This window comes from Streptomyces sp. NPDC002867 (assembly GCF_053591895.1).
Map to the genome: position 1 here is coordinate 29,168 of NZ_JBSFUR010000002.1, position 22,018 is coordinate 51,185.

The 22,018-nt window shown below is 69.6% G+C and carries 17 protein-coding genes and 3 tRNA genes; 9 read left to right on the plus strand and 11 right to left on the minus strand.

The features are described 5' to 3' along the window. Positions 1–152 precede the first annotated feature (152 nt). The 3 genes from ACWD0A_RS01690 to ACWD0A_RS01700 form a co-directional block, all read right to left on the minus strand. On the minus strand, positions 153–1,019 hold the full coding sequence (locus ACWD0A_RS01690; RefSeq protein WP_451293607.1) for a DUF2797 domain-containing protein: 867 nt from the start codon (positions 1,017–1,019) through the stop codon (positions 153–155). A gap of 225 nt (positions 1,020–1,244) precedes the next feature. After that, positions 1,245–1,317, minus strand: a tRNA-Arg gene (locus ACWD0A_RS01695). A 216-nt stretch (positions 1,318–1,533) separates the two neighbouring features. Beyond that, positions 1,534–1,627 (minus strand) — tRNA-Ser (locus ACWD0A_RS01700). A 228-nt stretch (positions 1,628–1,855) separates the two neighbouring features. Between ACWD0A_RS01700 and ACWD0A_RS01705 the strand changes: the two genes are divergently transcribed. Then, complete coding sequence (locus tag ACWD0A_RS01705) at positions 1,856–2,299, plus strand: SSI family serine proteinase inhibitor (protein ID WP_451293609.1); 444 nt, start codon at positions 1,856–1,858, stop codon at positions 2,297–2,299. A gap of 168 nt (positions 2,300–2,467) precedes the next feature. Beyond that, positions 2,468–6,415 carry a PAS domain-containing protein gene (locus tag ACWD0A_RS01710; RefSeq protein ID WP_451293611.1) on the plus strand — a complete coding sequence of 1,316 codons (3,948 nt, stop codon included), beginning with the start codon at positions 2,468–2,470 and terminating at the stop codon, positions 6,413–6,415. Positions 6,416–6,522: 107 nt separating this feature from the next. On the opposite strand, the gene ACWD0A_RS01715 is transcribed toward ACWD0A_RS01710, so the two are convergent. From ACWD0A_RS01715 to ACWD0A_RS01735, 5 genes are all read right to left on the minus strand, one after another. Further along, complete coding sequence (locus tag ACWD0A_RS01715) at positions 6,523–8,169, minus strand: long-chain fatty acid--CoA ligase (protein WP_451293613.1); 1,647 nt, start codon at positions 8,167–8,169, stop codon at positions 6,523–6,525. Between the two features lie 162 nt (positions 8,170–8,331). Then, complete coding sequence (locus tag ACWD0A_RS01720) at positions 8,332–8,886, minus strand: SigE family RNA polymerase sigma factor (protein WP_451293615.1); 555 nt, start codon at positions 8,884–8,886, stop codon at positions 8,332–8,334. Between the two features lie 122 nt (positions 8,887–9,008). Continuing rightward, positions 9,009–10,178 carry a lipid-transfer protein gene (locus ACWD0A_RS01725; protein WP_451293617.1) on the minus strand — a complete coding sequence of 390 codons (1,170 nt, stop codon included), beginning with the start codon at positions 10,176–10,178 and terminating at the stop codon, positions 9,009–9,011. Further along, the gene (locus ACWD0A_RS01730; protein WP_451293619.1) at positions 10,175–10,579 is read right to left on the minus strand and encodes an acyl dehydratase; all 405 of its coding nucleotides are present in this window, start codon (positions 10,577–10,579) and stop codon (positions 10,175–10,177) included. Before ACWD0A_RS01730 ends, ACWD0A_RS01725 begins: the two co-directional genes overlap by 4 nt. Continuing rightward, positions 10,576–11,499 carry a bifunctional MaoC family dehydratase N-terminal/OB-fold nucleic acid binding domain-containing protein gene (locus ACWD0A_RS01735; protein WP_451293621.1) on the minus strand — a complete coding sequence of 308 codons (924 nt, stop codon included), beginning with the start codon at positions 11,497–11,499 and terminating at the stop codon, positions 10,576–10,578. The genes ACWD0A_RS01730 and ACWD0A_RS01735 overlap by 4 nt, the downstream gene beginning before the upstream one ends. Positions 11,500–11,920: 421 nt before the next feature. Between ACWD0A_RS01735 and ACWD0A_RS01740 the strand changes: the two genes are divergently transcribed. From ACWD0A_RS01740 to ACWD0A_RS01750, 3 genes are all read left to right on the plus strand, one after another. Continuing rightward, positions 11,921–12,826, plus strand: coding sequence for a bifunctional DNA primase/polymerase (locus ACWD0A_RS01740; RefSeq protein ID WP_451293623.1), 906 nt, complete (start codon positions 11,921–11,923; stop codon positions 12,824–12,826). Positions 12,827–13,067: 241 nt separating this feature from the next. Then, the gene (locus ACWD0A_RS01745; protein ID WP_451293625.1) at positions 13,068–14,363 is read left to right on the plus strand and encodes an LAETG motif-containing sortase-dependent surface protein; all 1,296 of its coding nucleotides are present in this window, start codon (positions 13,068–13,070) and stop codon (positions 14,361–14,363) included. Positions 14,364–14,443: 80 nt separating this feature from the next. Continuing rightward, the gene (locus tag ACWD0A_RS01750) at positions 14,444–14,815 is read left to right on the plus strand and encodes a hypothetical protein (protein ID WP_451293627.1); all 372 of its coding nucleotides are present in this window, start codon (positions 14,444–14,446) and stop codon (positions 14,813–14,815) included. A 61-nt stretch (positions 14,816–14,876) separates the two neighbouring features. On the opposite strand, the gene ACWD0A_RS01755 is transcribed toward ACWD0A_RS01750, so the two are convergent. After that, a tRNA-Ser gene (locus tag ACWD0A_RS01755) sits at positions 14,877–14,964 on the minus strand. A gap of 403 nt (positions 14,965–15,367) precedes the next feature. On the opposite strand from ACWD0A_RS01755, the gene ACWD0A_RS01760 reads away from it, so the two are divergent. Next, positions 15,368–18,148 carry an nSTAND1 domain-containing NTPase gene (locus tag ACWD0A_RS01760; protein ID WP_451293629.1) on the plus strand — a complete coding sequence of 927 codons (2,781 nt, stop codon included), beginning with the start codon at positions 15,368–15,370 and terminating at the stop codon, positions 18,146–18,148. Between the two features lie 61 nt (positions 18,149–18,209). Here ACWD0A_RS01760 and ACWD0A_RS01765 read toward each other — a convergent pair whose 3' ends face one another. Together ACWD0A_RS01765 and ACWD0A_RS01770 are read right to left on the minus strand one after the other, a co-directional pair. Then, positions 18,210–18,680: an NUDIX domain-containing protein gene (locus ACWD0A_RS01765; RefSeq protein WP_451293631.1), complete on the minus strand. Its 471-nt coding sequence runs from the start codon at positions 18,678–18,680 to the stop codon at positions 18,210–18,212. A gap of 2 nt (positions 18,681–18,682) precedes the next feature. Continuing rightward, positions 18,683–19,426, minus strand: a complete 744-nt coding sequence (locus tag ACWD0A_RS01770; protein ID WP_451293633.1) for an XRE family transcriptional regulator — start codon at positions 19,424–19,426, stop codon at positions 18,683–18,685. 119 nt (positions 19,427–19,545) lie between these two features. Between ACWD0A_RS01770 and ACWD0A_RS01775 the strand changes: the two genes are divergently transcribed. The 3 genes from ACWD0A_RS01775 (at position 19,546) to ACWD0A_RS01785 (ending at position 21,378) form a co-directional block, all read left to right on the plus strand. Further along, positions 19,546–19,776, plus strand: a complete 231-nt coding sequence (locus ACWD0A_RS01775; RefSeq protein WP_406197496.1) for a hypothetical protein — start codon at positions 19,546–19,548, stop codon at positions 19,774–19,776. Positions 19,777–20,025: 249 nt separating this feature from the next. Beyond that, entirely contained in the window at positions 20,026–20,469 is a 444-nt protein-coding gene (locus ACWD0A_RS01780; protein ID WP_451293635.1) for a glycine-rich domain-containing protein, read from the plus strand. A gap of 72 nt (positions 20,470–20,541) precedes the next feature. Beyond that, complete coding sequence (locus tag ACWD0A_RS01785; protein WP_451293637.1) at positions 20,542–21,378, plus strand: protein kinase; 837 nt, start codon at positions 20,542–20,544, stop codon at positions 21,376–21,378. Positions 21,379–22,018: the final 640 nt, after the last annotated feature.

The following is a 22,018-nucleotide window of genomic DNA, read 5'->3' on the forward strand; positions in this document are numbered from 1 at the left end:
CGCCGCCCGGCGGCGGGTTCGCCAGTCATGGGGGTCACCTTCCGATCCGAACGGCGGCGTTGTCCACCGTCATCGCAGAAAGGGAACCGAAGGGGACCGTGTCCTGTGCCGTCGGGGTGCCTGCCGTCCGGCGCCTGCCACCGGGGCGCCGGTCAGAACAGCCCGTCCTGCTCGCTCCCGGACGGCACCGCGGTCAGCGGCACGCTCACCTCGGCACCCGGGTCGGCGCCCACCAGCGACCATCCGGTCATCAGGCGGGTGTCGACCACGACGACCCGGCCGGCGGCGGTCCGCAGATGCAGGTCCGGCCCGACCGCGGCCAGCAGCCGCCCGGCGACCACGCCCCCGTCGACCAGCTCGCGCACGACGCCGGTCGTGGCCGGCAGCCGGTCGAGCCCGAACACCGCGGCGTGATCGACCACCTCGCACGGCATCCGCTCCAGGGAGCCGGCCCACCCGCCGAGCGCGACGGCACGCGCGTGCAGCTCCTCGACCTCGCCGGCCCGCTCGGCGACCGGCGGCAACGCCGTGCGCACCGCCCGCTTCCTGCCGTACGGGATCCGGTCGGGCACGCCCAGCGCGGCGCGCAGCAGCTCCTCGGTCCGCCGCGCGGCCATCAGCGGCCCGCGCCCGAGCCAGCTGAAGGCCACGGCCCCCTGCTCCCGCAGCCGGGCCGCCCCGCGCTCCTCGGCGGTGATCCCGACCTTGACCGTCCCGGGCCCGAACCAGGCCAGGTACACGCGGTAGGTCCGGGGGTCGTCGGGCACGGCGTCCGCCGCCACGGAGTGCGCCCGGTCCAGCCGCGCGCACTCGGGGCACCGCGCCTGCGTGGCGCGCGCCGAGACCTGCGCCCGCAGCGGACAGGCGTTCCCCCGCGCCCCGACGCAGTGCCGCTCGCCCATGGCGCGGAAGCCGATCCCCCGGCCGGCCCCGAGCGGACTGACCCGCCCGCCTTCCCAGCGCAGCACCGCGCCCGGCCCACCGTCGGGCCAGGCGACCCCCGCACACCGCCACGCCATGCCCACACCTCCGGCGACCCGCTGCGTCCACGCCGGTGACCCGTGGTCCCCAGCCGGCTCGGGCACGCACGGATCGCGACGCCCCTCCATGATCTCGCGGCGCCCGGCCCGTACGCCGACCGGACGAACCGCTCTCGGCACCTTCTCCTCGTGCCCAGGTGCTCCGCTGCTCCACGGCCCCAACGCGAGAGGCCCCGGACTCTCGTCCGGGGCCTCTCGCCTGTGTGCACTCGGCAGGATTCGAACCTGCAACCTTCTGATCCGTAGTCAGATGCTCTATCCGTTAAGCTACGAGTGCTTGTGCTTCCCGGGCTTTTCCGCCCGGTCGGCGTTGCGGGAACAACATTACATGACCTGCGCCGTCACGCGAAATCCATTAGCCGCACCCGCCCTGACCTGCACAGATACCCGAATGGGCGCAGTGGGCGGGCGCGGTGGGGCGCGAGGGGAGCAGGCGGGCCGGGGCCGGAACGACCGAAGCCCCGGCCGTCGGGCCGGGGCTTCGGTGATCAACTGGCGGAGGCGGAGGGATTTGAACCCTCGATGGGCTTTAAGACCCAAACCGCATTAGCAGTGCGGCGCCATAGACCGGACTAGGCGACGCCTCCAGCACACCCGCGCGAGCGGTGCGTGCAGATGATGACACAGCACGGCGGCCTGTCACCAATCGCCGTCCACGGTACTAGCCCCTGGGCCCGCAGAGCAAAGCATCTCGGGTTGCGCAACGCGGCGGCACACGCAGCGTTAGAGATGCCGGGGCCCGACCCGGCCGCCCGGCCGAGATCCGCCGGGAGCCGGCCGCCCCGCACGGACCCGACACTTTCCAGGAGCCCTGCATGCTTCGTCGCCTCGTCGTCACCGCAACCGTGTCCGCCGCCGCCCTGGCCTGCGCCATGCCCGCCGCCGGGGCGGTCACGTCACCCCTCCCGCTGCCCGTACCGCTTTTGGACGCACCCGATCGGCTGATGGTCGTGGTCTCGGAGACCGGGACCCGGACAGACGGCCGCTACAGGCTGAAGTGCGCCCCCGCGGGTGGCACCCACCCCTCCGCGAAGTCCGCCTGCGAGCGGCTCGACGAGCTCGCCCGGCGAAACCACGACCCGTTCGCGCCGGTGCCAGAGGGACAGATGTGCACCCAGCAGTTCGGCGGACCGGCCACCGCGCGGATCACCGGCACCTGGCAGGGGCGGCGCGTGAACGCCACCTTCAACCGGTCCGACGGCTGCGAGATCTCACGCTGGCAGATGCTGGAGCCGGTCCTGCCGAACACCAGGTCATAGGCCGAAGGCGTACGCCATCCGCACACAACCTTGGTGAGAGCTCCCCCGCATCCGCCGTCCCCGCGCCGGACACTGCCCTTAGACTCCCTCAGTGACAGGCCGAGGCCCGAGGGGCAAGATGGGACCGGCCGTCCGCAATACGCAGTAGGTCAGGGAGGAACCGTCGTCGTGAGCAGCAGGCCATCCCGAGGCGCTGCTCGCCTCGCAGCCATACTCGACGCCCTCCCTGACGGGCTCGTGCTCGTCAATGCCAACGGCACGGTCGTCAACGCCAACACCATCGCCCTCGAGCTCTTCGAGGCGCCCGGCACCGCTCTCGTGGGCCGGGGGCTGCTCGACCTGCTTCCCGAGTTCGACTCGCGCCTGATCCCCGGCTCCATGCGCCGGCCCGACACGGCCGACGCGCACGGGCGCACCAAGCCCACCCGGATGACGGCGCGGCGGACGGACGGCAGCGAGTTCCCGGTCGAGGTGACCAGCGCGAGCCTGGACGGACGCGAGGCGTACGACTCGTACAACGCCTACACCGGCGACGAGCTGCTGATGCTGGTCGTGCGGGACCTGTCGGGGACCATGGACACCGAGGCGGAGCTGGCGCGTTCGCAGCGGCAGACCGAGATGATCCTGCGGGCCGCGGCCGAGGGCGTCGTCGGCACCGACACCGACGGACGGGTCGTCCTCGTCAACCCGGCGGCCGCGCAGATCCTCGGCTTCCGCGCCAGTGATCTCGGCGGCCAGGAGCTGCACCCGCTGATCCTGCACTCGCGCGCGGACGGCGAGCCCTTCCCCTACGAGGAGTCGCCGCTCGCCGACACCCTCAAGTCCGGGCGCAAGCACCGGGTGCGGGGGCAGGTGCTGTGGGCGAAGAACGGCTCCAAGATCTCCGTCGACCTGACCACCGCGCCGGTGCGCGACGGGGACCAGCTGGTCGGCGCGGTGATGACGTTCACCGACCGGCGGCCGTTCGAGGAGCAGGCCCGCAAGCACGCGGAGGAGCTCGCGGAGACGACCGAGCGCCTGACCGGCGAGCTGTCGCGGACGACGGAGCGGCTGACGGCCGAGCTCACGGCCGCCTCGGAGAAGTACGAGGCCGAACTGGCCGACAAGGCCGATCGGTACACCGCCGAGCTGGAGGCCGGCGCCGAGCGGTACGGGGAACTCGCCGCCCGGCACGCCCAGCTGACCGCCGTGCTCGGCGAGTCGCTGCGCGGGCCGCTGGAGGAGCTGCGCAGGGAACTGGGCACGCTGGCCGACGACCCCGCCGGACAGCTGTGGCCCGAGGCGAACCAGATCCTGCACCATCTGGCCGCCGGATACGCCCGGATGACGACGCTCGTCGACAACGTGCTCGGCTACCAGCGCCTCGACACGGGCGAGGAGGCGCTGACCAAGTCCAAGGTGCTGCTCGACGCCGTCGTGGCGGCAGGCGTCGAGGGCGCCGTCGAGCTGATCGGCCCGGGGCGGGCCCAGTTCGCCGTGCACGCGCCGCCGATAGAGGCCGAGGTGGACGGGACGCGGCTGGCGACGGCGCTCGCGCACCTGGTCGCGGACGTCGCGGGCGTCGACTCGACGGGCAAGGCCAAGGTCGTGCCCGGCGGCGGCTACGTGGACTCGACGGTCGTGGTCGCGGCGGCACAGCGCGGCGACGTCGTACGGATCGAGGTGCGGGGACCGTTCAGCGGCGGGGACCCGGTGCACGAGCCGATCGTGCGCGGGATCGTCCGGGCGCACGGCGGGGTGCTGCAGACGCACGAGGTGCCGGGGATGAGCGGCAGCGCGTACGTCCTGGAGGTGCCGCTCGGCGAGGGCGCGGGCACGGTGGCCCCGCCGCCGGCCGCGGAGCTCGCCCTGCCCGCCCAGCAGACCTCCGAGCCCGCCCCGGCCACGGCCGGCGGCGGTCGGCGGCGCGCGCGCCGGGCCTCCACGGACGCCTTCCTGGAGAGCCCCGTGGCGATGGAGGACCCGGTCGCCGCACCGCCGTCCGGGCGGCGCCGTGCCGCCCAGGCGGACCCGGCCGAGGCCGAACCGGTCCCCGCCCCGGACGCGGGCGACACCTCCGCCGACGGAAGCGTGAACGCCAACGGCACGGGGCGCCGGCGCGGGCGGCCGAGCCCCGCCGAGCAGGCCGCGGCCACGCCGCAGGCTGCCGCGGAGGGCTCGGTGGTCACGGCCGCGGAAGGCGCCGGCGGGCGGGCCGCGCGTGGCGAGACCGTGCCGCCGCAGGGCGTGCCGGTCGACGCTCACGGCCTCGCGGCCCCTCCGTCGGGGCGGCGGGCCCGGCGGGCCGTGGAGAGCGGGCTGCCCGAGCTGGCCGCCGCACCGTCGGCTGCCCAGCCCGTCGCACCGCCAGCAGCCGCCCAGCCGACCGGCCGGCGGGCCCGGCGGGCGCTCGCCCCCGCACCGGCCGAGGCGGAGGGCGTCGCACGGACCGCGTTCGCGCTGCCGCCCGCCGAGGCGGACCGGGTGCAGCCGGGGACCGCCGCCGCGGTCCCGGCCGAACAGCACGACGCCGTGACCACGGCCCCCGGCGCGGAGCACCACACGCCGCCGCAGCCGCATCCGGCGCCCACCGGCCGCAGGCGTGCCCGCGGTCAGGCGCAGGCGCCCGCCACCGGCGAGACGGCCGTCGGGACGGCCGAGGAGGCCGCCGAGGGGACCGCCGTTCAGCAGCCCGCTCCGCAGCCCGTTCTGCCCGGCCAGGCACAGCGGACCGCGCCGGACAGCACGTCGAGCCGCGGACCTGCGGCGCAGGCGACGCCTGGTACGTCGGGCGGCGGGCCCGCGGCTCAGGCGACGCCTGCCGCACCGGAGAACAGGCAGACGGGCTCCGCCCCGGCGGCGGCCACGGCTCAGGCGCAGGACTCCGCGGACGCGGCGAGCACGCCCGCGCGGGGTACGGACACCGGATCCGTGTCCGTACCACTGCCGCCGGCGCGTCCCGTCACGGGACCGGCGGCCGCGTCCGGAGCGGCCGTGCCCCCGCCCCGCGTCGCCCAGCCGCTGCCCGCCGAGGAGCCGGTCACGGCGGACTCGACGCAGGGGCGCGCGTTCAGCGTGCGCACCCTCGGGCAGGGCGTGCCGTTCGTGCAGCACCTCACGCAGCAGCAGAACCAGACGCTCGGCTCCGGCCGCCGCCGCAAGCTGGGCACGCGACCGGACAGCGACCTCCCCCAGGCCGCCGCCCGCCCCCATCCGCAGCCGCAGGCCGCGCCGAGCCCCGCGCCCGTCCCGGCGCCGGGCACCTCACGGCTGCCCGCCGACCGCTCGGAAGGCCGCGCGTACGCGATAGGGGCGCCCGACGAGGGCGCAGAGGGCCCCGAGCCGCTGGACGGACCCGGCGGCGCGGTCGAGGTCGCCAACAGGCCCCAGCCGCAGCCCGTCGACGACGAGCTGCCGCCCGAGCCGCTGGACAACCCGCGCAGGCTGCTGGTGTGGCCGGCGCCGGACGTCCCCACGCAGCAGGCGCTGAGCGACCGCGGCTACCGGCCCGTCGTCGTGCACTCCCGCGAGGAGGTGGACGCGCAGATCGCGGCGTTCCCCGCGGCCCTGTTCGTGGACCCGCTGACGGGTCCGATCACGCGGACCGCGCTGCAGTCGCTGCGGCAGGCCGCCGTGGCCGCCGAGGTGCCGGTGCTGGTGACCGCGGGCCTCGGGCAGGCGACACGGGAGGCGGCGTACGGCGCCGATCCGGCCGTCCTGCTCAAGGCGCTGGCCCCGCGCGACAGCGAGCAGCACCCCTCGCGCGTGCTGCTGATCGAGGAGAACGAGGAGATCGCGCTCGCGCTGACGGCGACGCTGGAGCGGCGCGGGATGCAGGTGGCCCGGGCCGGCACCGACGCGGACGCGGTGACGCTGGCGACCCAGATGCGGCCGAACCTGGTGGTGATGGACCTCATGCAGGTGCGCCGCCGGCGCGCCGGGATCATCGACTGGCTGCGCGCGAACGGGCAGTTGAACCGCACGCCGCTCGTCGTCTACACCTCGGCGGGTCTCGATCCGGCCGAACTGCCGCGGCTGTCGTCCGGGGAGACGGTGCTCTTCCTGGCCGAGCGGTCGACCAGCAGCGAGGTCCAGGCCCGCATCGTCGATCTGCTCGCGAAGATCGGCACCAACTGACGCCCACGCGCGGACGTCCACCCGAAAGACGTCCACGCGAAAGGGGCCGGCGATGATGACCGCCGGCCCCTTCGTCGTCCCTCGCCGCCGCTGCGGCGGCGAGACGACTACAGCTCGGTGACGTCCAGCTCCCCGTCGGCGTACTGCCTGCGGATCACCTTCTTGTCGAACTTGCCCACGCTCGTCTTGGGCACCGCCGGCACGATCGCCCACCGCTCGGGCAGCTGCCACTTGGCGATCGACTCCGCCAGGAAGTCCCGCAGCGTCCCGTAGTCCGCCGTCGATCCCTCCTTGAGCACGACCGTCGCCAGCGGACGCTCGCCCCACTTCTCGTCCGGGACGGCGACGACGGCCGCCTCGACGACCTCGGGGTGCGCCATCAGCGCGTTCTCCAGCTCGACGCTGGAGATCCACTCGCCACCTGACTTGATGACGTCCTTGGCCCGGTCGGTCAGCGTCAGGTAACCGTCCGGGCTGATCACGCCGACGTCGCCGGTCTTCAGCCAGCCGTCCTCGCTGAACTTGTCGCCGGGGCGGAAGTCCTCGCCGCCCGCTCCGCCGTAGTAGGCGCCGGCGATCCAGGCACCGCGCACCTCCAGCTCGCCCGCCGACTCGCCGTCCCAGGGCAGGAACTCGCCGCCGGGGCCCACCAGACGTCCCTCCACACCGGCCGGGAAACGGCCCTGCGTGACGCGGTAGGGCCACTCCTCCTCGGCGCTCAGACCGGCCGGCGGGTGGGCCATGGTCCCGAGCGGCGAGGTCTCCGTCATGCCCCAGGCCTGACACAGCCGCACGCCGAGCTTGTCGTACGCCTCCATGAGGACAGGCGGGCAGGCGGCGCCGCCGATAGTGACCTGCTGCATGGAGCTGAGGTCGCGCGGGTTGGCGGTGACCTCGGCGAGCAGGCCCTGCCAGATGGTGGGGACGGCCGCGGCGTGCGACGGCCTCTCGCGCTCGATCATGTCGGCCAGCGGCGCGGGCTGGAGGAAGCGGTCGGGCATCAGCATGTTGATGCCCGTCATGAAGGTGGCGTGCGGCAGGCCCCAGGCGTTGACGTGGAACTGCGGGACGACCACGAGGGTGGTGTCCTTTTCGGTCAGGCCCATCGACTCGGCCATGTTGACCTGCATGGAGTGCAGGTAGATGGAGCGGTGGGAGTAGACGACGCCCTTGGGGTCGCCCGTGGTGCCGGAGGTGTAGCACATGGCCGCGGCGTTGCGCTCGTCCAGCTCGGGCCAGTCGTAGGTGGTCGGCCTGCCCGCGATCAGCTCCTCGTACTCGTGGACCTGCGCCTCGGTGTCGGCGAGCAGCGACCGGTCGCCGGGGCCGGAGACCACGATGTGCTCGATGGTCGGCAGGTGCGGCAGGAGCGGGGCGAGCAGGGGGAGCAGCGAACCGTTGACGATCACGGCGCGGTCGCTGGCGTGGTTGACGATCCACACGAGCTGCTCGGCGGGCAGGCGCAGGTTCAGTGTGTGGAGCACGGCTCCCATGGAGGGGATCGCGAAGTACGCCTCGACGTGCTCCGCGTTGTTCCACATGAGGGTGGCCACGCGCTGGTCGCCGTCGATGCCGAGCTCGTCGCGCAGGGCGTTGGCCAGCTGAGTGGCGCGCCGGCCGACCTCGGCGAAGCTGCGGCGGTGGGGTTCCGGCTCGCCGGTCCAGGTGGTGATCTGCGACTTTCCGTGGATCGTCATCCCATGCTGAAGGATGCGGGTCACAGTCAGCGGTACGTCCTGCATGGTGCTCAGCACGGCGTCCTCCCGTGGGCGCTGGCGCTACGTTGCGGCAAGTGGGAAGATTCTGCGCACATACCAAGCGGTATGTCACTACCAGGGAGTAGTGAATACCGCACATCACCGACCAACACCGCACACGACGCGTCGGTGGCGTCAGGATCGGGCGTCCACGTCCGGTCAGCGGACCGCGGTCAGCTCCGGATCGTCGCGCAGCTTTCCGAGCGCCCGCGACACCGCGCTCTTGACCGTCCCAATCGACACACCGAGCACCTCGGCCGTCTGCGCCTCGCTCAGGTCCTCGTAGTACCGCAGGACGACCATGGCCCGCTGTCGGTCCGGCAGCTTCATCACCGCACGCCACATCGCGTCGTGCAGCACCTGCTGCTCGGCCGGGTCCGTCGCCGCGACGGTCTCCTGCTCGGGCAGCTCGTCGCAGACGAACTCGTCCACCTTGCGCTTGCGCCACTGCGACGTACGGGTGTTGAGCAGCGCGCGGCGCACGTAGCCGTCGAGCGCGCGGTGGTCCTCGATCCGGTCCCACGCGACATAGGTCTTGGTGAGCGCGGTCTGCAGCAGGTCCTCGGCATCGCTCGGGTTCGCGGTGAGCGACCTGGCGGTCCGCAGCAGTACGGGCCCCCGCGCCCGTACATACGACGAGAACGATGTGTAAGGCGTGTACGACGGAACCGGCGCGGCGGCCTGGGAGGCGTTCGTACAGACTGGCGTGGTCATGTCTCCACGCTAGGAGCGGGCCCGCCGCGGCGGATCGGCCCCAGGGACCGAAGCGGTGTCCCCCTCAGGTTGTAGGGCCGGCGCGGGCCGCACCTCCTGAAGGTGGAGGGCACCCGCAGGGGCTACGCGCCGTCGGCCCCGAGGACCAGTCCGGAGGTGGGGACCCCGGTGCCCGCCGTGACCAGCGCCCTGGACGCGCCCGGTACCTGGTTCACCGAGGTGCCGCGCACCTGCCTGACCGCCTCGGCGATCCCGTTCATCCCGTGCAGGTACGCCTCCCCCAGCTGGCCCCCGTGAGTGTTCAGCGGCAGCTCGTCCGCCGCCACGAAGGCGGCCCCCTCCCCGGGCCCGCAGAAGCCGAACTCCTCCAGCTGCATCAGCACGAACGGCGTGAAGTGGTCGTACAGGATCGCCACGTCGATGCCTGCGGGACCAAGCCCCGAGGTGCGCCACAACTGGCGGGCCACCACGCCCATCTCGGGCAGTCCGGTGAGGTCGTCGCGGTAGAAGCTGGTCATCTGCTCCTGGGCCCTGCCCGCTCCCTGGGCCGCGGCGAGGACCACCGCGGGCGGATGCGGCAGGTCACGGGCGCGCTCGACACCGGTGACGACGATCGCCTGGCCGCCGTCGGTCTCCTGGCAGCAGTCCAGCAGCCGCAGGGGCTCGGCGATCCACCGCGACGCGGCATGGTCCGCGAGGCTGATCGGCCTGCCGTGGAAGTACGCGGCCGGGTTGGTCGCCGCGTACCGCCGGCCGCTCACGGCGACATGGCCGAACACCTCGGGCGTCAGCCCGTACACGTACAGATAGCGCTGCGCGGCCATCGCCACCCAGGAGGCCGGGGTCAGCAGTCCGAAGGGCAGGCTCCAGCCGAGTGCGGCGCCCTCCGCCGACGGCTCGCGGCGGCGTACCCCGGAGCCGAAGCGGCGACCGGAGCGCTCGTTGAACGCCCGGTAGCAGACGACGACGTCGGCGACGCCCGCGGCGACGGCCAGCGCCGCCTGCTGCACGGTGGCGCAGGCCGCGCCGCCGCCGTAGTGGACGCGCGAGAAGAAGGACAGCTCGCCGATGCCCGCGGCCTGGGCGACCGTGATCTCCGGGCTCGTGTCCATGGTGAAGGTGACCATGCCGTCGACGTCGGCGGGGGAGAGGCCGGCGTCGTCGAGCGCGGCCCGCACGGCCTCCACGGCGAGCTTCAGCTCGCTGCGACCGGAATCCTTGGAGAACTCGGTCGCGCCGATCCCGGCCACGGCCGCCCTGCCGCCGAGCGCGTCCTTTCCCCGGATGCTCATGCGCTCTCCTCCGGGAGGGTCACGGTCACGGTGCCCGTCACATGGATGCCCAGGCCGTTGACGCCGACGACCCGCACCTCGGCCGTCGTGCCGTCGCTCGCCTCGACCGTGCCGGTCAACACCATGGAGTCGCCGGGGTAGTTGGGCACACCGAGCCGTACGGCGACCCGGCGCAGCACGGCACGCCCCCCGAAGAAGTCGGTGACGTACCGCCCGACCAGGCCGTTCGTCGTCAGGATGTTCATGAAGACGTCCGGGGACCCCTTCTCCCGCGCGAGTTCGGCGTCGTGGTGCACATCCTGGTAGTCGCGGGAGGCGATGGCTCCGGCGACGATCAGCGTGCGCGTGACGGGAACGGTGAGCGGAGGCAGCTCCGTGCCCGCGGACGGGACCGGACTCATACGGCCTCCCCCCGGTCCGGCGCGGCCCGGAAGACCGGCAGCTCCAGGTCGTCGTCCACCCGCAGGAACTCCAGCTCCACCGGCATCCCGATGCGGACCTTGTCGTACGGCACCCCCACGACGTTGCTCACGAACCGCACGCCCTCGGCCAGCTCGATCAGCCCCACCGCGTACGGCGGGTCGAACGCGGGGAAGGGCGGATGGTGCATCACCACGTACGAGAAGATGGTGCCCGCTCCGCTCGCGGCCACCGTGTCCCAGTCGGGCGAGCCGCATGCCGCACATCCCGGCAGCCAGGGCAGGCGCAGCCTCCCGCAGCCGCCGCAGCGCTGGATGAGCAGCCGGTGGGCGGCCACGCCCTGCCAGAACCCCTCGTTGTCCCGGTTGACCACCGGGCGCGGGCGCTCGGCCGCGGGGGAGGGTGCGGCTCGGGCCGACCGGGCGGCCGGTGCGTATTTGAGGATGCGGAAGCGGTGCGTGCCCGCCGGCTCTCCGCCTGCCCGCACGTCCGTCCGCGTGGTGATGAAGTACCCCGCCCCCAGCTTCGTCGTCTTGCGCGGCGAGACCGACTCGATCACCGCGTCGAAGGCGATGCGGTCGCCGGGGCGCAGCGGCCGCAGGTACTCCTGCTCGCAGTCGGTCGCCACCACGGACCGGAACCCCGCCGCGTCGAGCAGGGCGAACAGCTCGTCCTGGGCGGGGGCCCGGCCGCTGTGTCCCGACAGCCCGCCCATCGTCCACGCCTGCAGCATGGTCGGGGGCGCGATGGCGTCCGGCCCCCGGTACGCGGCGTTCGTGTCCCCCATCGCCTCGCACCAGTGCCTGATCATCGGCTCGTTGACGGGGTCCTTGCCTTCGCGGGCGAGGGCGACGGGCCGCCCCTCGTACGTCTTCAGCCGTGCGTAGAGCTCGTCGGTCACCGCGTCCTCCCCCTCCCAGGAGATCTGACTGTCCGTCAGATCGCCTGGGGTGTCAAGGCCGTGAACCGATGGCCACATGTGGCACACCCGTACGCCTGCGCGACGGCCCCCAAGTGCCGTCGCGCCGCCGGTTGTTCACCTCCTTCCCCCTCCCCCTCGGGCCGGCCGCACCCCCACCGGTGCGTGATGTCGACGCCTGTTCCGCGGCGTCGCGAGAACAGAGCTGCCCACCGGATTCCCGGCGAACGCACCAGAGCCGGACGATTCGCTCGCAAGCGTGATGACACGTCGACAAACCACTCGCGCCCACCGAACCGGCGCACCCCTCGAACCCGTCCGCCGTGCGGGATGAAGCGTTCCGCCACCCTCTCGCCCCATCCGTTCCCTACCCTTCTTCGAACGTGTGTACGAACATAGAGGCATGGCCATCACCGACCGGCAGACCGCCACCCTGGCCCTCGCCCACGCCCTCACCGCCGCCGAGCGCGGGCTCCCCGTCATCCCCCTGTCGCCCACCAAGCTCCCCGCCCTGCGCTCTCCCCACCGGGACGAGCCGAGGCCCTCCCTGTGCCGTGGCGAGTGCGGCCTTCCCGGCCACGGCGTGCACGACGCGACCACGGACCCCGCCGCCGTACGCGCCCTGTTCGCCGCCGCGCCCTGGGCGACCGGCTACGGCATCGCCTGCGGACGCCCGCCGCACCGGCTCATCGGCATCGACCTCGACACCACGCCGCACACCGACTCCGTGGCGGAGCTCCGGCACCTGGCCCTGCGCCATCTGTTCACCATCCCGGAGACGGTCACGGTGCTCACCCCGAGCGGCGGCCGGCACCTGTGGCTCACCGGCCCGCCCGACGTGCTCGTCCCCAACTCCGCGGGCCGTCTCGCCCCCGGCATCGACGTGCGCGGCGTCGGCGGGTACCTCGTCGGACCGGGCTCCGTCACCGCGCACGGCGCGTACCGCCTGGCTCCCGGGACCGCGCACCTGTCCCCCGCGCCCTGCCCGCCCTCCCTCCTGCGTCTGATCGCACCTCCCGCGCGCCCCCGCCACGCCGCGCACACCGGCGGACACCCGCCCGCCGGGGCGGCGGGCGCACCGAGCCGTACGCACCAGGGGCAGGGACTGGTCCAGTTCGTCCTCGCCGCACAGGAGGGACAGCGCAACACCCGGCTGTTCTGGGCCGCCTGCCGTGCGTACGAACACGGCTTCGGCGACGCGCTCGCGGACGCGCTGACCGACGCGGCGGTCCGGGCCGGCCTCCCGGAACGGGAGGCCCGCGCGACGATCGCCTCGGCGGCCCGGCTCACGGCGGGACCGCGCGGATGACATGGATCACACAAGAGGGTGCGGCCCCGGAGGCAACTGCGGCTTATCCGCCGGTTTGCCTTCCCGCCGTACGCCCGCGGCAGTCCCCGGCATCTGCATAACCTCCTTCCTTCTCCCCCATTTCCGGTCATACGATCGCCGGGCAGCCGCGATGCGTGAGTGCCCCCGCAGCGGCTGCCCTGTACTTGCGTTCTGACCGCGCCTCGGACCCGAGAAAAGGGCTCTCTTGAACATTCGCCGCATGCTGGCCACGGCGGTCGTCACCGCAGTGACCACCCCCGCCGTACTGCTCACCGTCACCCCCGCGTTCGCCGACGCCAGGCCCACCGCCGGACAGTCGGCGACGCAGCAGGCGTCGGAGGACAAGCCGACCATCGAGGAGCTGGAGGCGGCGGCCGCGGAGGCACAGAAGGCGTACGACGCCGCCGTCGCCGCGGAGAAGGCGGCGAAGGAGGCCTTCGACTTCGCCTGCTCCGACGAGGCGCCCCACGCGGTGGCCGCCAAGGCCGCGGCCGACGAGGCCGCCGCCGCGAAGACCGCCAAGGAGGTCGCGGACCAGGCGCTCGCCGACGCCGAGGCCGAACTGGCCGAACTCCCCGAGACCGCCACGGAGGAGGAGAAGGCCGCCGCCGAGAAGAAGGTCGCGGACGCCAAGGCCGCGGCCGACGCCGCGGAGGCGACGAAGGCCGCCGCCGACGAGAAGGCGAAGAAGGCCGCCACCGACGCCGACAACGCCCGCGTCGCCGCCGGGCAGGCGCTGACCAAGGCCGAGAAGGCCACGGCCGAGGCCCTCAAGGCGAAGGAGGCGGCCGACAAGGCCCTCGCCGACGCCAAGGCGGAGGAGGACGAGGACGACGACAACGACGGTGACGACGGCGGTGACGACGAGGGCGCCTGTGTCCCCGAGAACGGACTGACCACCGTCGCCCAGGGTCTCCCCTCCAAGATCGTCGCCGGTTCCACGGTCGACTTCTCGGTCCGCGTCACCAACGGCACCGACAAGACCCTCGACGAGGTCCTGCCGTTCGTGTACTTCCACGCGACCGACAAGAGCGGCTACAACGTCATCGACGAGTACTTCGACCTTCAGTGGTCCACCAAGAACTCGCCCGAGTGGAACGACGTCGCGGACGGCGAGTACGCGGGCTCCATCAGTCCGCTGAAGGCCGGCGCCCACGCCGACGTCAAGCTGCGCCTGAAGGTCGACGCCAAGGCGCCCGCCGGCGAAGGCATGGCCTTCGTGGCCGGTGACTACGTCAACGACGACGGCACCTGCGGCGGCAACTTCTTCACGGAGTACGAGTTCGACCTGCTGGCCGCCGGCAGCAAGCCGGGCAAGGTCGACGACGCCGAGCCCGGCAAGACCTCGAAGACCAGGCCGGCGGTCGTCCCGCAGGGCGGCACCACCGGCACGCTGGCCAACACCGGCGCCGACTCCGCGCTGCCGCAGCTCGCGGCGGCCGCCGGCGCGGCAGTCGCGCTCGGTGCGGGTGCCGTCTTCGTCGTCCGTCGCCGGACGGCGGGCTCCGCCTCCTGACGCACCGTCCGAAAGCGCCGCCTCCGCCCTCTCGGGCGGGGGCGGCTTTCGCGCCCATCCGTCTGTGGAACCGTGACGCCATGTTCCTGCCACGCCACAACGCTCACTTCGTCATGGGCCCCACCCCACTGCTCCTGCTCGGCGGTGCCCCGGTCCACGAGTTCCTGCCCCCGCTCCACGCGCCCGACGGCCGCGTACCGCTGTGCGACGGCTGGCAGCTCATGCCCCGGCTCGTGATGACGGTGGTGGACGGCCCGGGGGACGCCGGCTGCCTGGTCCAGGGCGCCCAGGCGGAAAACGAGGCCGAGGAGATGTCCGCCTGGTGCTCGGCGGTGGAGCAGGCCGGCGGCGCGGTGGTCCTGTCGCTGGACACGCTCCCCGAGGACCTCGACTGGCCTGCCCTCCTCACCGACGGCCGCGCCCACGGCGGCTTCGTCCCGGCCGCGGCGTAGCCCACGGGGCGGACATGCAAACGGCCCCTGACCATCAGCGATGGTCAGGGGCCGTTTCATCTGGCGGTGGGTGTGGGATTTGAACCCACGGTGACTCGCGCCACGACGGTTTTCAAGACCGTTCCCTTAGGCCGCTCGGGCAACCCACCTGCGCCCCGCCCACCTGGGGCGGAGCGGGTACAGCCTACCGGCCTCCAGCCTCGCGCGGGTTCTTGGTCCACACAGGGTCCACTGCCTCCTGCTCGGCCCAAGATCCTTTCGGATCGACGCTTGGGCCAAGGCTCACGCCGACACCGGGCAAGCCTATTGCCATGCCGACCGCATCCGTCGCCCCCGGTTCCCGCGCCGTGGCGGCAGGGCCTGGGCGCTGGTGCGCCTCGTCCGGACCACGCGCACAACAGCCGGCCACTTGCCCTCGACCAGGCCATGCAGAACGCCGGCCGCTGGTTGTGGGTTCTGTGCAGGTCTATACGGCAACTGGCCACCGAGGCAGGGAAGTCCAGTTATGCCAAGGTCATCCCTGATGTCACACCTCACAGCTACCCTGATGCGATGGAGCGCCTTGCCGTACAAGATCATCAGGTGCTGGTTCTCGCTGCGGGGGACACAGTCGCCGCCCGCAACAACGCCAAAGGTCACCTATTCGAGAGCTTCGTTGCACTCCTATTGCACGAGTACGGCTATGAGGCGCCCACAACAAGCGACCTGAATGTACATTCCGACAGCATCGAAATTGACATTACCGCCACAAGCACGATCACGCGCCAAAAGGCGGTAGTCGAGTGTAAGGCTTACACTTCCAACGTCCGCGCACAGGCATGCACATCGTTTCTCGGGAAACTTCAGTTGGCGCGATACGAAGGGGACGATAACGTCTTCGGATACTTTTTTGCCTTACCGCGGCTTGTCGCCGAAGGTGAAGAAGTGGCAAGAAAGGCCATGGCCAAGGATAAGCTTTTCAGGTACTTCAATGTTACGGACGTAGTCGACCTCCTCAAAGGGAGGGGACTGATATCAGATCCACCCACAGAAAGTCAGGCCGCTGCACATCTATTTAGCGATCCAGCGGTCATCATCACCCAATACGGCATTTACAGCTGCGCTAAATCCCTAGACAGCGAAACACATCGAGCTGACTCAGTCCTAGTCTGGGCTGCCGAAGCAAAAGTGGTACCTGACCCGGTTATTGAACTACTGGAGGGCGATCCCTACGCAACGGGGCTTACCATCCGAACGGCTCAGGGTGAGGGGACGCGTCTAATTCCCACCACACACGAAGAAGACACCCTTCCGACGATTGTGCGAGTAAGGGGAAGTTCAGAGGATTTCGAATATCAACTGCCAGCTTCGCCTGAGTATTTCGTGGGGCGGGGATCTGCAGTTCAAGACTTGGAAACGTTTGTTGGTCAGCACAGGGGCTCCCTCGTCCTTAACGCACAGTCTGGCTGGGGGAAAAGTTCGCTCGCTCTACAGCTTAAGAAGATCGTAGAAACTCGTGGCGGTTACGCCATTGTTGTAGACAGTCGAACCGCTACATCTGCCCGATTCATCAGTGAGGTACTTCGAGTAGCCGCGCATGAAGCGGAAGCGCTGGGCATACTCAAGCTGCCGGCAGACTGCTCGTGGGCGAGCTTGGCCAGTGCCGTATGGACTCTACAAAGAGCAAAATGGACGAACGAGTCCAAGCCCTTCCTGGTATTCTTTGATCAGTTTGAGAATGTCTTTCAAGATCAACGCATGACCCAAGAGTTCAGAGACCTGACACTCATGATCCGCGATTCCGAGATTCCGGCTCTCGTTGGTTTTGCTTGGAAAACCGACCTTGTGGCGTGGACGGAATCACATCCATTCAGACTTCGTGACGAAATCCGAAGTAGCAGTACTTTTATTTCCGTAGGCCCCATGAGGGCCCGCGAGATCGAAACTCTCCTCCGTCGTCTGGAGAAAAAGCTTGGTACATCGCTCTCCCGCGACTTGCGGCAACGACTCAGAGAGTATTCTCAAGGACTTCCATGGCTTTTCAAGAAACTGAGCGGCCACATTATCCGAGAACTGCAGGCCCGACAGAAGAGCCAGGAGCAGCTTGTCAGCGAAGCCTTGAACGTGCAAAGCCTCTTCGACTCTGACCTGTCTGGTCTATCTCCAGTCGAGAATGAGGCACTTCGCCACATTGCAAGATTTGCCCCGGTATCCGCCATCGAAGTCACAGAGAGATATAACAGTAGCGCCATCCAATCTCTACTCGACTCGCGCCTAGTCGTGGCCTTGGCTGGAAAGCTGGATACATACTGGGACACGTTTAGGGACTTCCTAAACACAGGCCGAGTGCCGATCGAAGACTCATACATCGTCCGCCAAAGTCCACGCGCTGTGGCAGAGTTGCTCTATGCAGTTTTGGCAGCAGGAGGAGATACCTCTGTCAGCGACCTTGCCGATGAACTTAATGTAAGCACCAAGGTCATTTATAATCGCTCCCGTGAACCTCGACTCTTCGGATTGACTGCCTACGAGCCGAACCGGGTGAAATTGCTGGATGAGGTGCTTAACGCAGTCGACATTGAAGCAGAGATGAGACGAAGAGTCGCTTCTGCTTTGAGAAGAAATAGGGCTTACTCAGCGTTCCTTGGCCTTGCCGAGCGACATGGTGACAGGGTCACTATTTCTATGTACTCGCGTGAACTAACCAACGTCTTTCCCGCCGTAGAAGCCCAGCCGAAATCCTGGTTGGAGTACGCCCGTTCCTTTGCGATGTGGTTCCATTATGCTGGACTGGCAATCATGGACAGCGACCAACTGCAAGTACCTCCGGATGGCTACATACCCGCCGTCACTTTGCGCGGAGGGCGGGCGCAGAGCAGAAATGGTGAATCTTTCACGCTGCGGACACCGAAAAGCGCTTTTGACCTTCTCAAGCAGTTGTCAAGCAGCCCGATGACAGCACGCCAGTACAGTTTGCTTCCGCGGAATCAGCGTCGAGCGGTGACTGAGCTTCTGACGCTGAACCTCGTTCGGCAATTGAACGGCGATATCCACATAGTGGACGACGTAACTGATAGCTCTGGGCAAGTGATTCCAGAGAAAATTCTTAGTGCTCTGCAACGACTTCCTGGTGGCACTCCAGCCCTGAATTTGATCCAAAGCGACCCTCAGGTAAGCAACTACCACCTGGGGCTCGCTATTCAAGACTCTATTTCTGCCACATGGGGAGAGTCCACCACGTCGAAAGTGGGCAAAGATTTCCGAGCCTGGGCCAAGAGAGCAGGTGTCCAAGTTTTGCGTGCTCGGGGATTTGACCCGTCCGCAGATGAAGAGGAGCCCTTTCGCCTGTTCTAAATCGCGCAAAGCTTTTGTACGGGCGGACGGGAAGATTTCACCGTCACCGCAATATACGAGGTCAGCCGAGGTACGGCCGCTCCCGATGTTCGAGGAAGTGCTGAAGTCGTAGCCGCTGGGTGTGGTGCATGGGCAGCTCAGCCAGCTCCTCCGTCGGCACGAATCGCAACTCCGTGGATTCGTCGGAGATCGCGAGTTGTCCGCCGACCACGCGGGCGGTGAAACAGACATTGAACTGTCGACGCACCTCACCGTCCGTGTAGGCGATGACGTGGAGCGGGTCGGTATACGTCCCGACGAGCCCAGTGATCTCCACGTCCAGGCCCGTCTCCTCCTTCACCTCACGGACGGCGGTGCCCGGCAGCGAGTCGGTCATCTCCATGCCACCGCCGGGCAGCGCCCAGAGATCGTTGTCTCGTCGGCGCTGTAGAAGGATGCGTCCCTCGTCGTCGGTGACCACTGCGGACGCCGCTACGACCAAACTGTTGGGCTTGGGCGCATCTGGGTCGTCGTAGTACTCGGTCCGTGCCATGCTCACCCTTCTCGTACTGGCGTGGCGGTCGTCCACACCGCGTCGAAGCTGTCGGCGTAGGTGTCGAACATGCCGCCCGCCCTACTTCGGCGCAGGTGCCAGACAGGGGCACCGAAGGCGTTCACGCCCCAGACATGAGCGTTGACCAGGGCCTGATCGTCGGCCCGGTAAACCGAGTTGTAGAGCGTCGTTGCATGGGTCCGCACCTCGATGCCAGGTACCCCGACGAGGGGGCGATAGTGCATCAGCGCAAGGCGACAGCGGGACTGGATCCCGTGTCCGAACTTCTCTTCCTCGCCACGCTCCTGGACGTTGGAGCTGTCCGCGTCGCCAAGTGCGATACGGATTGCGCACCCTTCGGCCGCTCGCTCCTTCAAGAGCTCGTTGAGTCTGGGGTACGCCTCATGCAGGAAGACGGCGGCGTACACCAACACATCAATCCGCTCGCGGGCCTGGGTCAGCATGTCCACGAAGGTGGACACAGGGACGTCCGCCCGCTGGTCGTAGAGAGCCACAAGTTCCGGGCTGACGGCGCGGGCCGGGCGTGCCTGCCTGAGCGATGGCCATAGAGCGTGCACGTCTTCTCCTAGCGTTTCTGCTGCCAACATGGCCGTGGCTCGGCGCGGCGTACGCCCCAGGTTGACCCATCGTTCGACGGACTTGGGATCGACTTCGACCTTGTCCGCGAGGGCGTTGTACGTCCAGCCGCCGGCCGCCATGGCAGCACGTAATCTCTCGTTCGGCATCTCAATCTCTCCCAACATCCGGGGACGGCACTAGGGACGTTCTACCCCACGCGGGACGTCCCAAAGTGGGGTTTGTCGGTGGTTCCAACGTCCTGATGGGCGGCGGGAAGCTCGTGGGCATGGCGAGCAATCAGCAGACCAGGCCAGGCATCGGCGAACTGGCGAAGGACAGTGCCAACGGACGCATCGGCGTCGTCATGGGTCAGATCGGCGGTCGTGTGCAGATACGGCCGGTCTGTGGCGGCCGGGAGTGGGATGCCATGCCGGGCAACGTCGTGGCCCTCAGCGCTCGGGAAGAACTGAGCGCACGTTTGGCCATGAAGAACGGCAACAGTCGGGCTGGGCTGTGATGCGCGCCGTCGGCCGGTACGCCGGGGTCCTGTTCATCATCTGCATCAGCGGTTCATGCGGCTTGGTGATCGGCATGGCCCTCGGACTGGCCTGAACTAGACCGGCCGCCCCGAATGGGTGCCGCTTCCGGCTCCCCGTCCCCGTTCGGGGCTGGCCTCCAAACCCGCTTGCGATCGCCGCCGAGCCAAGCGCGGCGACCAGGACGGGACCGTTCATCCCCTGCACCACCTCACACGAGGAGACTGCACATGACGGCAACGACGAACGCTCAGAGGACCGGTCGCGCCGCGGCGGGTGAGGAGTTGTTCGAGAGCCTCGCCCACTTCGTGGTCACCCACAACGGCCAGTCGGCCGAGCGGGCCGAGCGCATCGCCGACCAGGCGGTGGCCTTCGTGGTCACGGCGGCCACCGCAACCGTTCCCATGGTCCCGTCGGACGACGTGGACCTCGGCCTCCACGCACTCATCCTGCACACCAAGGAGTACGCCCAGCTGTGCGAGCGGTACGCGGGCCGATTCCTCCACCACAACCCGAAGCCGGGTGGCGGGGGCCGTGACCCCGAGAAGGTAGCGACCTCTGCCCATGCCATGAAGGCCGCTGGGTTCCTGGTCTTCGACGAGCTGTGGACCGTCGACGGGACGAACCTCGCACAGTGCGACGCGGACTGCGGCCGTCCCTACGGTCAGGACTAGCACCCGATATCAGCGACGCGGCCGGCCTCGACCCAGGGTCGGCCGCGTTGGTCCGGAAGGAGAACAACGACGTTGTCCGGCTCGATCCCTGAAGTGCCGACCGTAGTGCTCGATGCGCTCATGCCGAACACGCAACGCCTGGTCATCAACCGGCGCGGTTCGACCGTATGGGAGGTGTTCGGCCCTCGGGGCCATTACGCCGTGAAGGTCGGTTATCCGATCAAGGCCACGGCTGACTGGCCCGCGCAGCCCTGGACTGCCCTGGCGCCGGCCCGTGAGGGTGCTGTCCTCCATCGTCTTGGCTTCGATGAGATCGCCTATGGCGAGTGGGAGCAGGGCACTTGGAACTTCCAGCCATGGCACGAAGGGCCGGACCTGTATCGGTTGTGGGAACCCTGCCGTGGTCCGGACCCGGTATTCACGCCAGACACCGAGGTCGCCCTGGGATGCGTCGAGGCCCTCGCCGAACTCCACGGCAAGGGCTGGGCTCACGGAGACGTACAACCCGCCCACTTCATCATCGGCCTCGAACGAACACACCTCATCGACCTCGCCCTGGCCCACGGTGGACACGTGCCTCAGGGGTACGACTTCCCGTTCCGTGGGTGCCTCGTCCACTACGAGGCCCCGGAGATCGCCCGCAGCGTGCTTGCCACCGGCGAGGCTGAGCCGACGCAGGAAGCCGACATCTATGCCCTCGGCGCCTCCCTGCTCGTCTCCGCCACCGGCTGCCGAGCGGTCGAGTACCCGGACGATGCTCCCCGTCCAGTACAGAGAGAAGCCGTGGCGAACGGTCGGCGTCGCCCCGTGAAGGCGCACGGCGAGCTGGGCGACCTGATCGACGCGATGCTCAGCCATGCTCCCGAGGACCGGCCGACGATCTACGAGGTGGGCAAAGCCCTGAGCTGATCTTGAAGCCGCTCGCCGTGGGTTGCTCGTACGGCGGCGGCCGGACAACAAGAGACCGGACCACCCCTCAGCCTGGACAGCATTCCGGGTGGTCCGGTCGTGGAAGCCCTGATCAGGACCCCGGTGCCGATGGTACCGGGGTGGTCGGCGTGCTCGAGCAGAGGAGCACCTACAACCTCACTGTTCCGCCTACCGAGTTGGAGAGGGCTCCGATGAAGTCACGCCAGGGAATACCACGTTCTGGCCCGCACCACCGAAAGTCAGCCACGGCGGCGGGCTCGCCGAACGAGCACCCGTCACGTATGCCTCCAGCAACCCCGTACGGAGCTCAGCCACGCTTCCTCGATACGTCACGGTCTGTGCTCCCTCCTGCCGACGCGTTGTGGACGTACGGACGGCATTTCGGCTCGGTTCCGGTCCCCCTCCTGACGGAGAGGAGGCGGTGTGGTGTGGGCGTCACTCCGTCTTTCGCCTGGTCCAGGCGCTCGGGTTGGTCGGGTTGCCTCCTGCTCTGGCTGTCCGCCTTGGCGGTCTTGCGCGCTGAGTGGCGGCGGGCCGCCGAAGCGGTGGCGGAGACAGGGAGCGGCGGCGGCCCGTGGCCGCCAGCGCGCGCGGCCCGCCGTAGGCGGGCCGCCTTGAT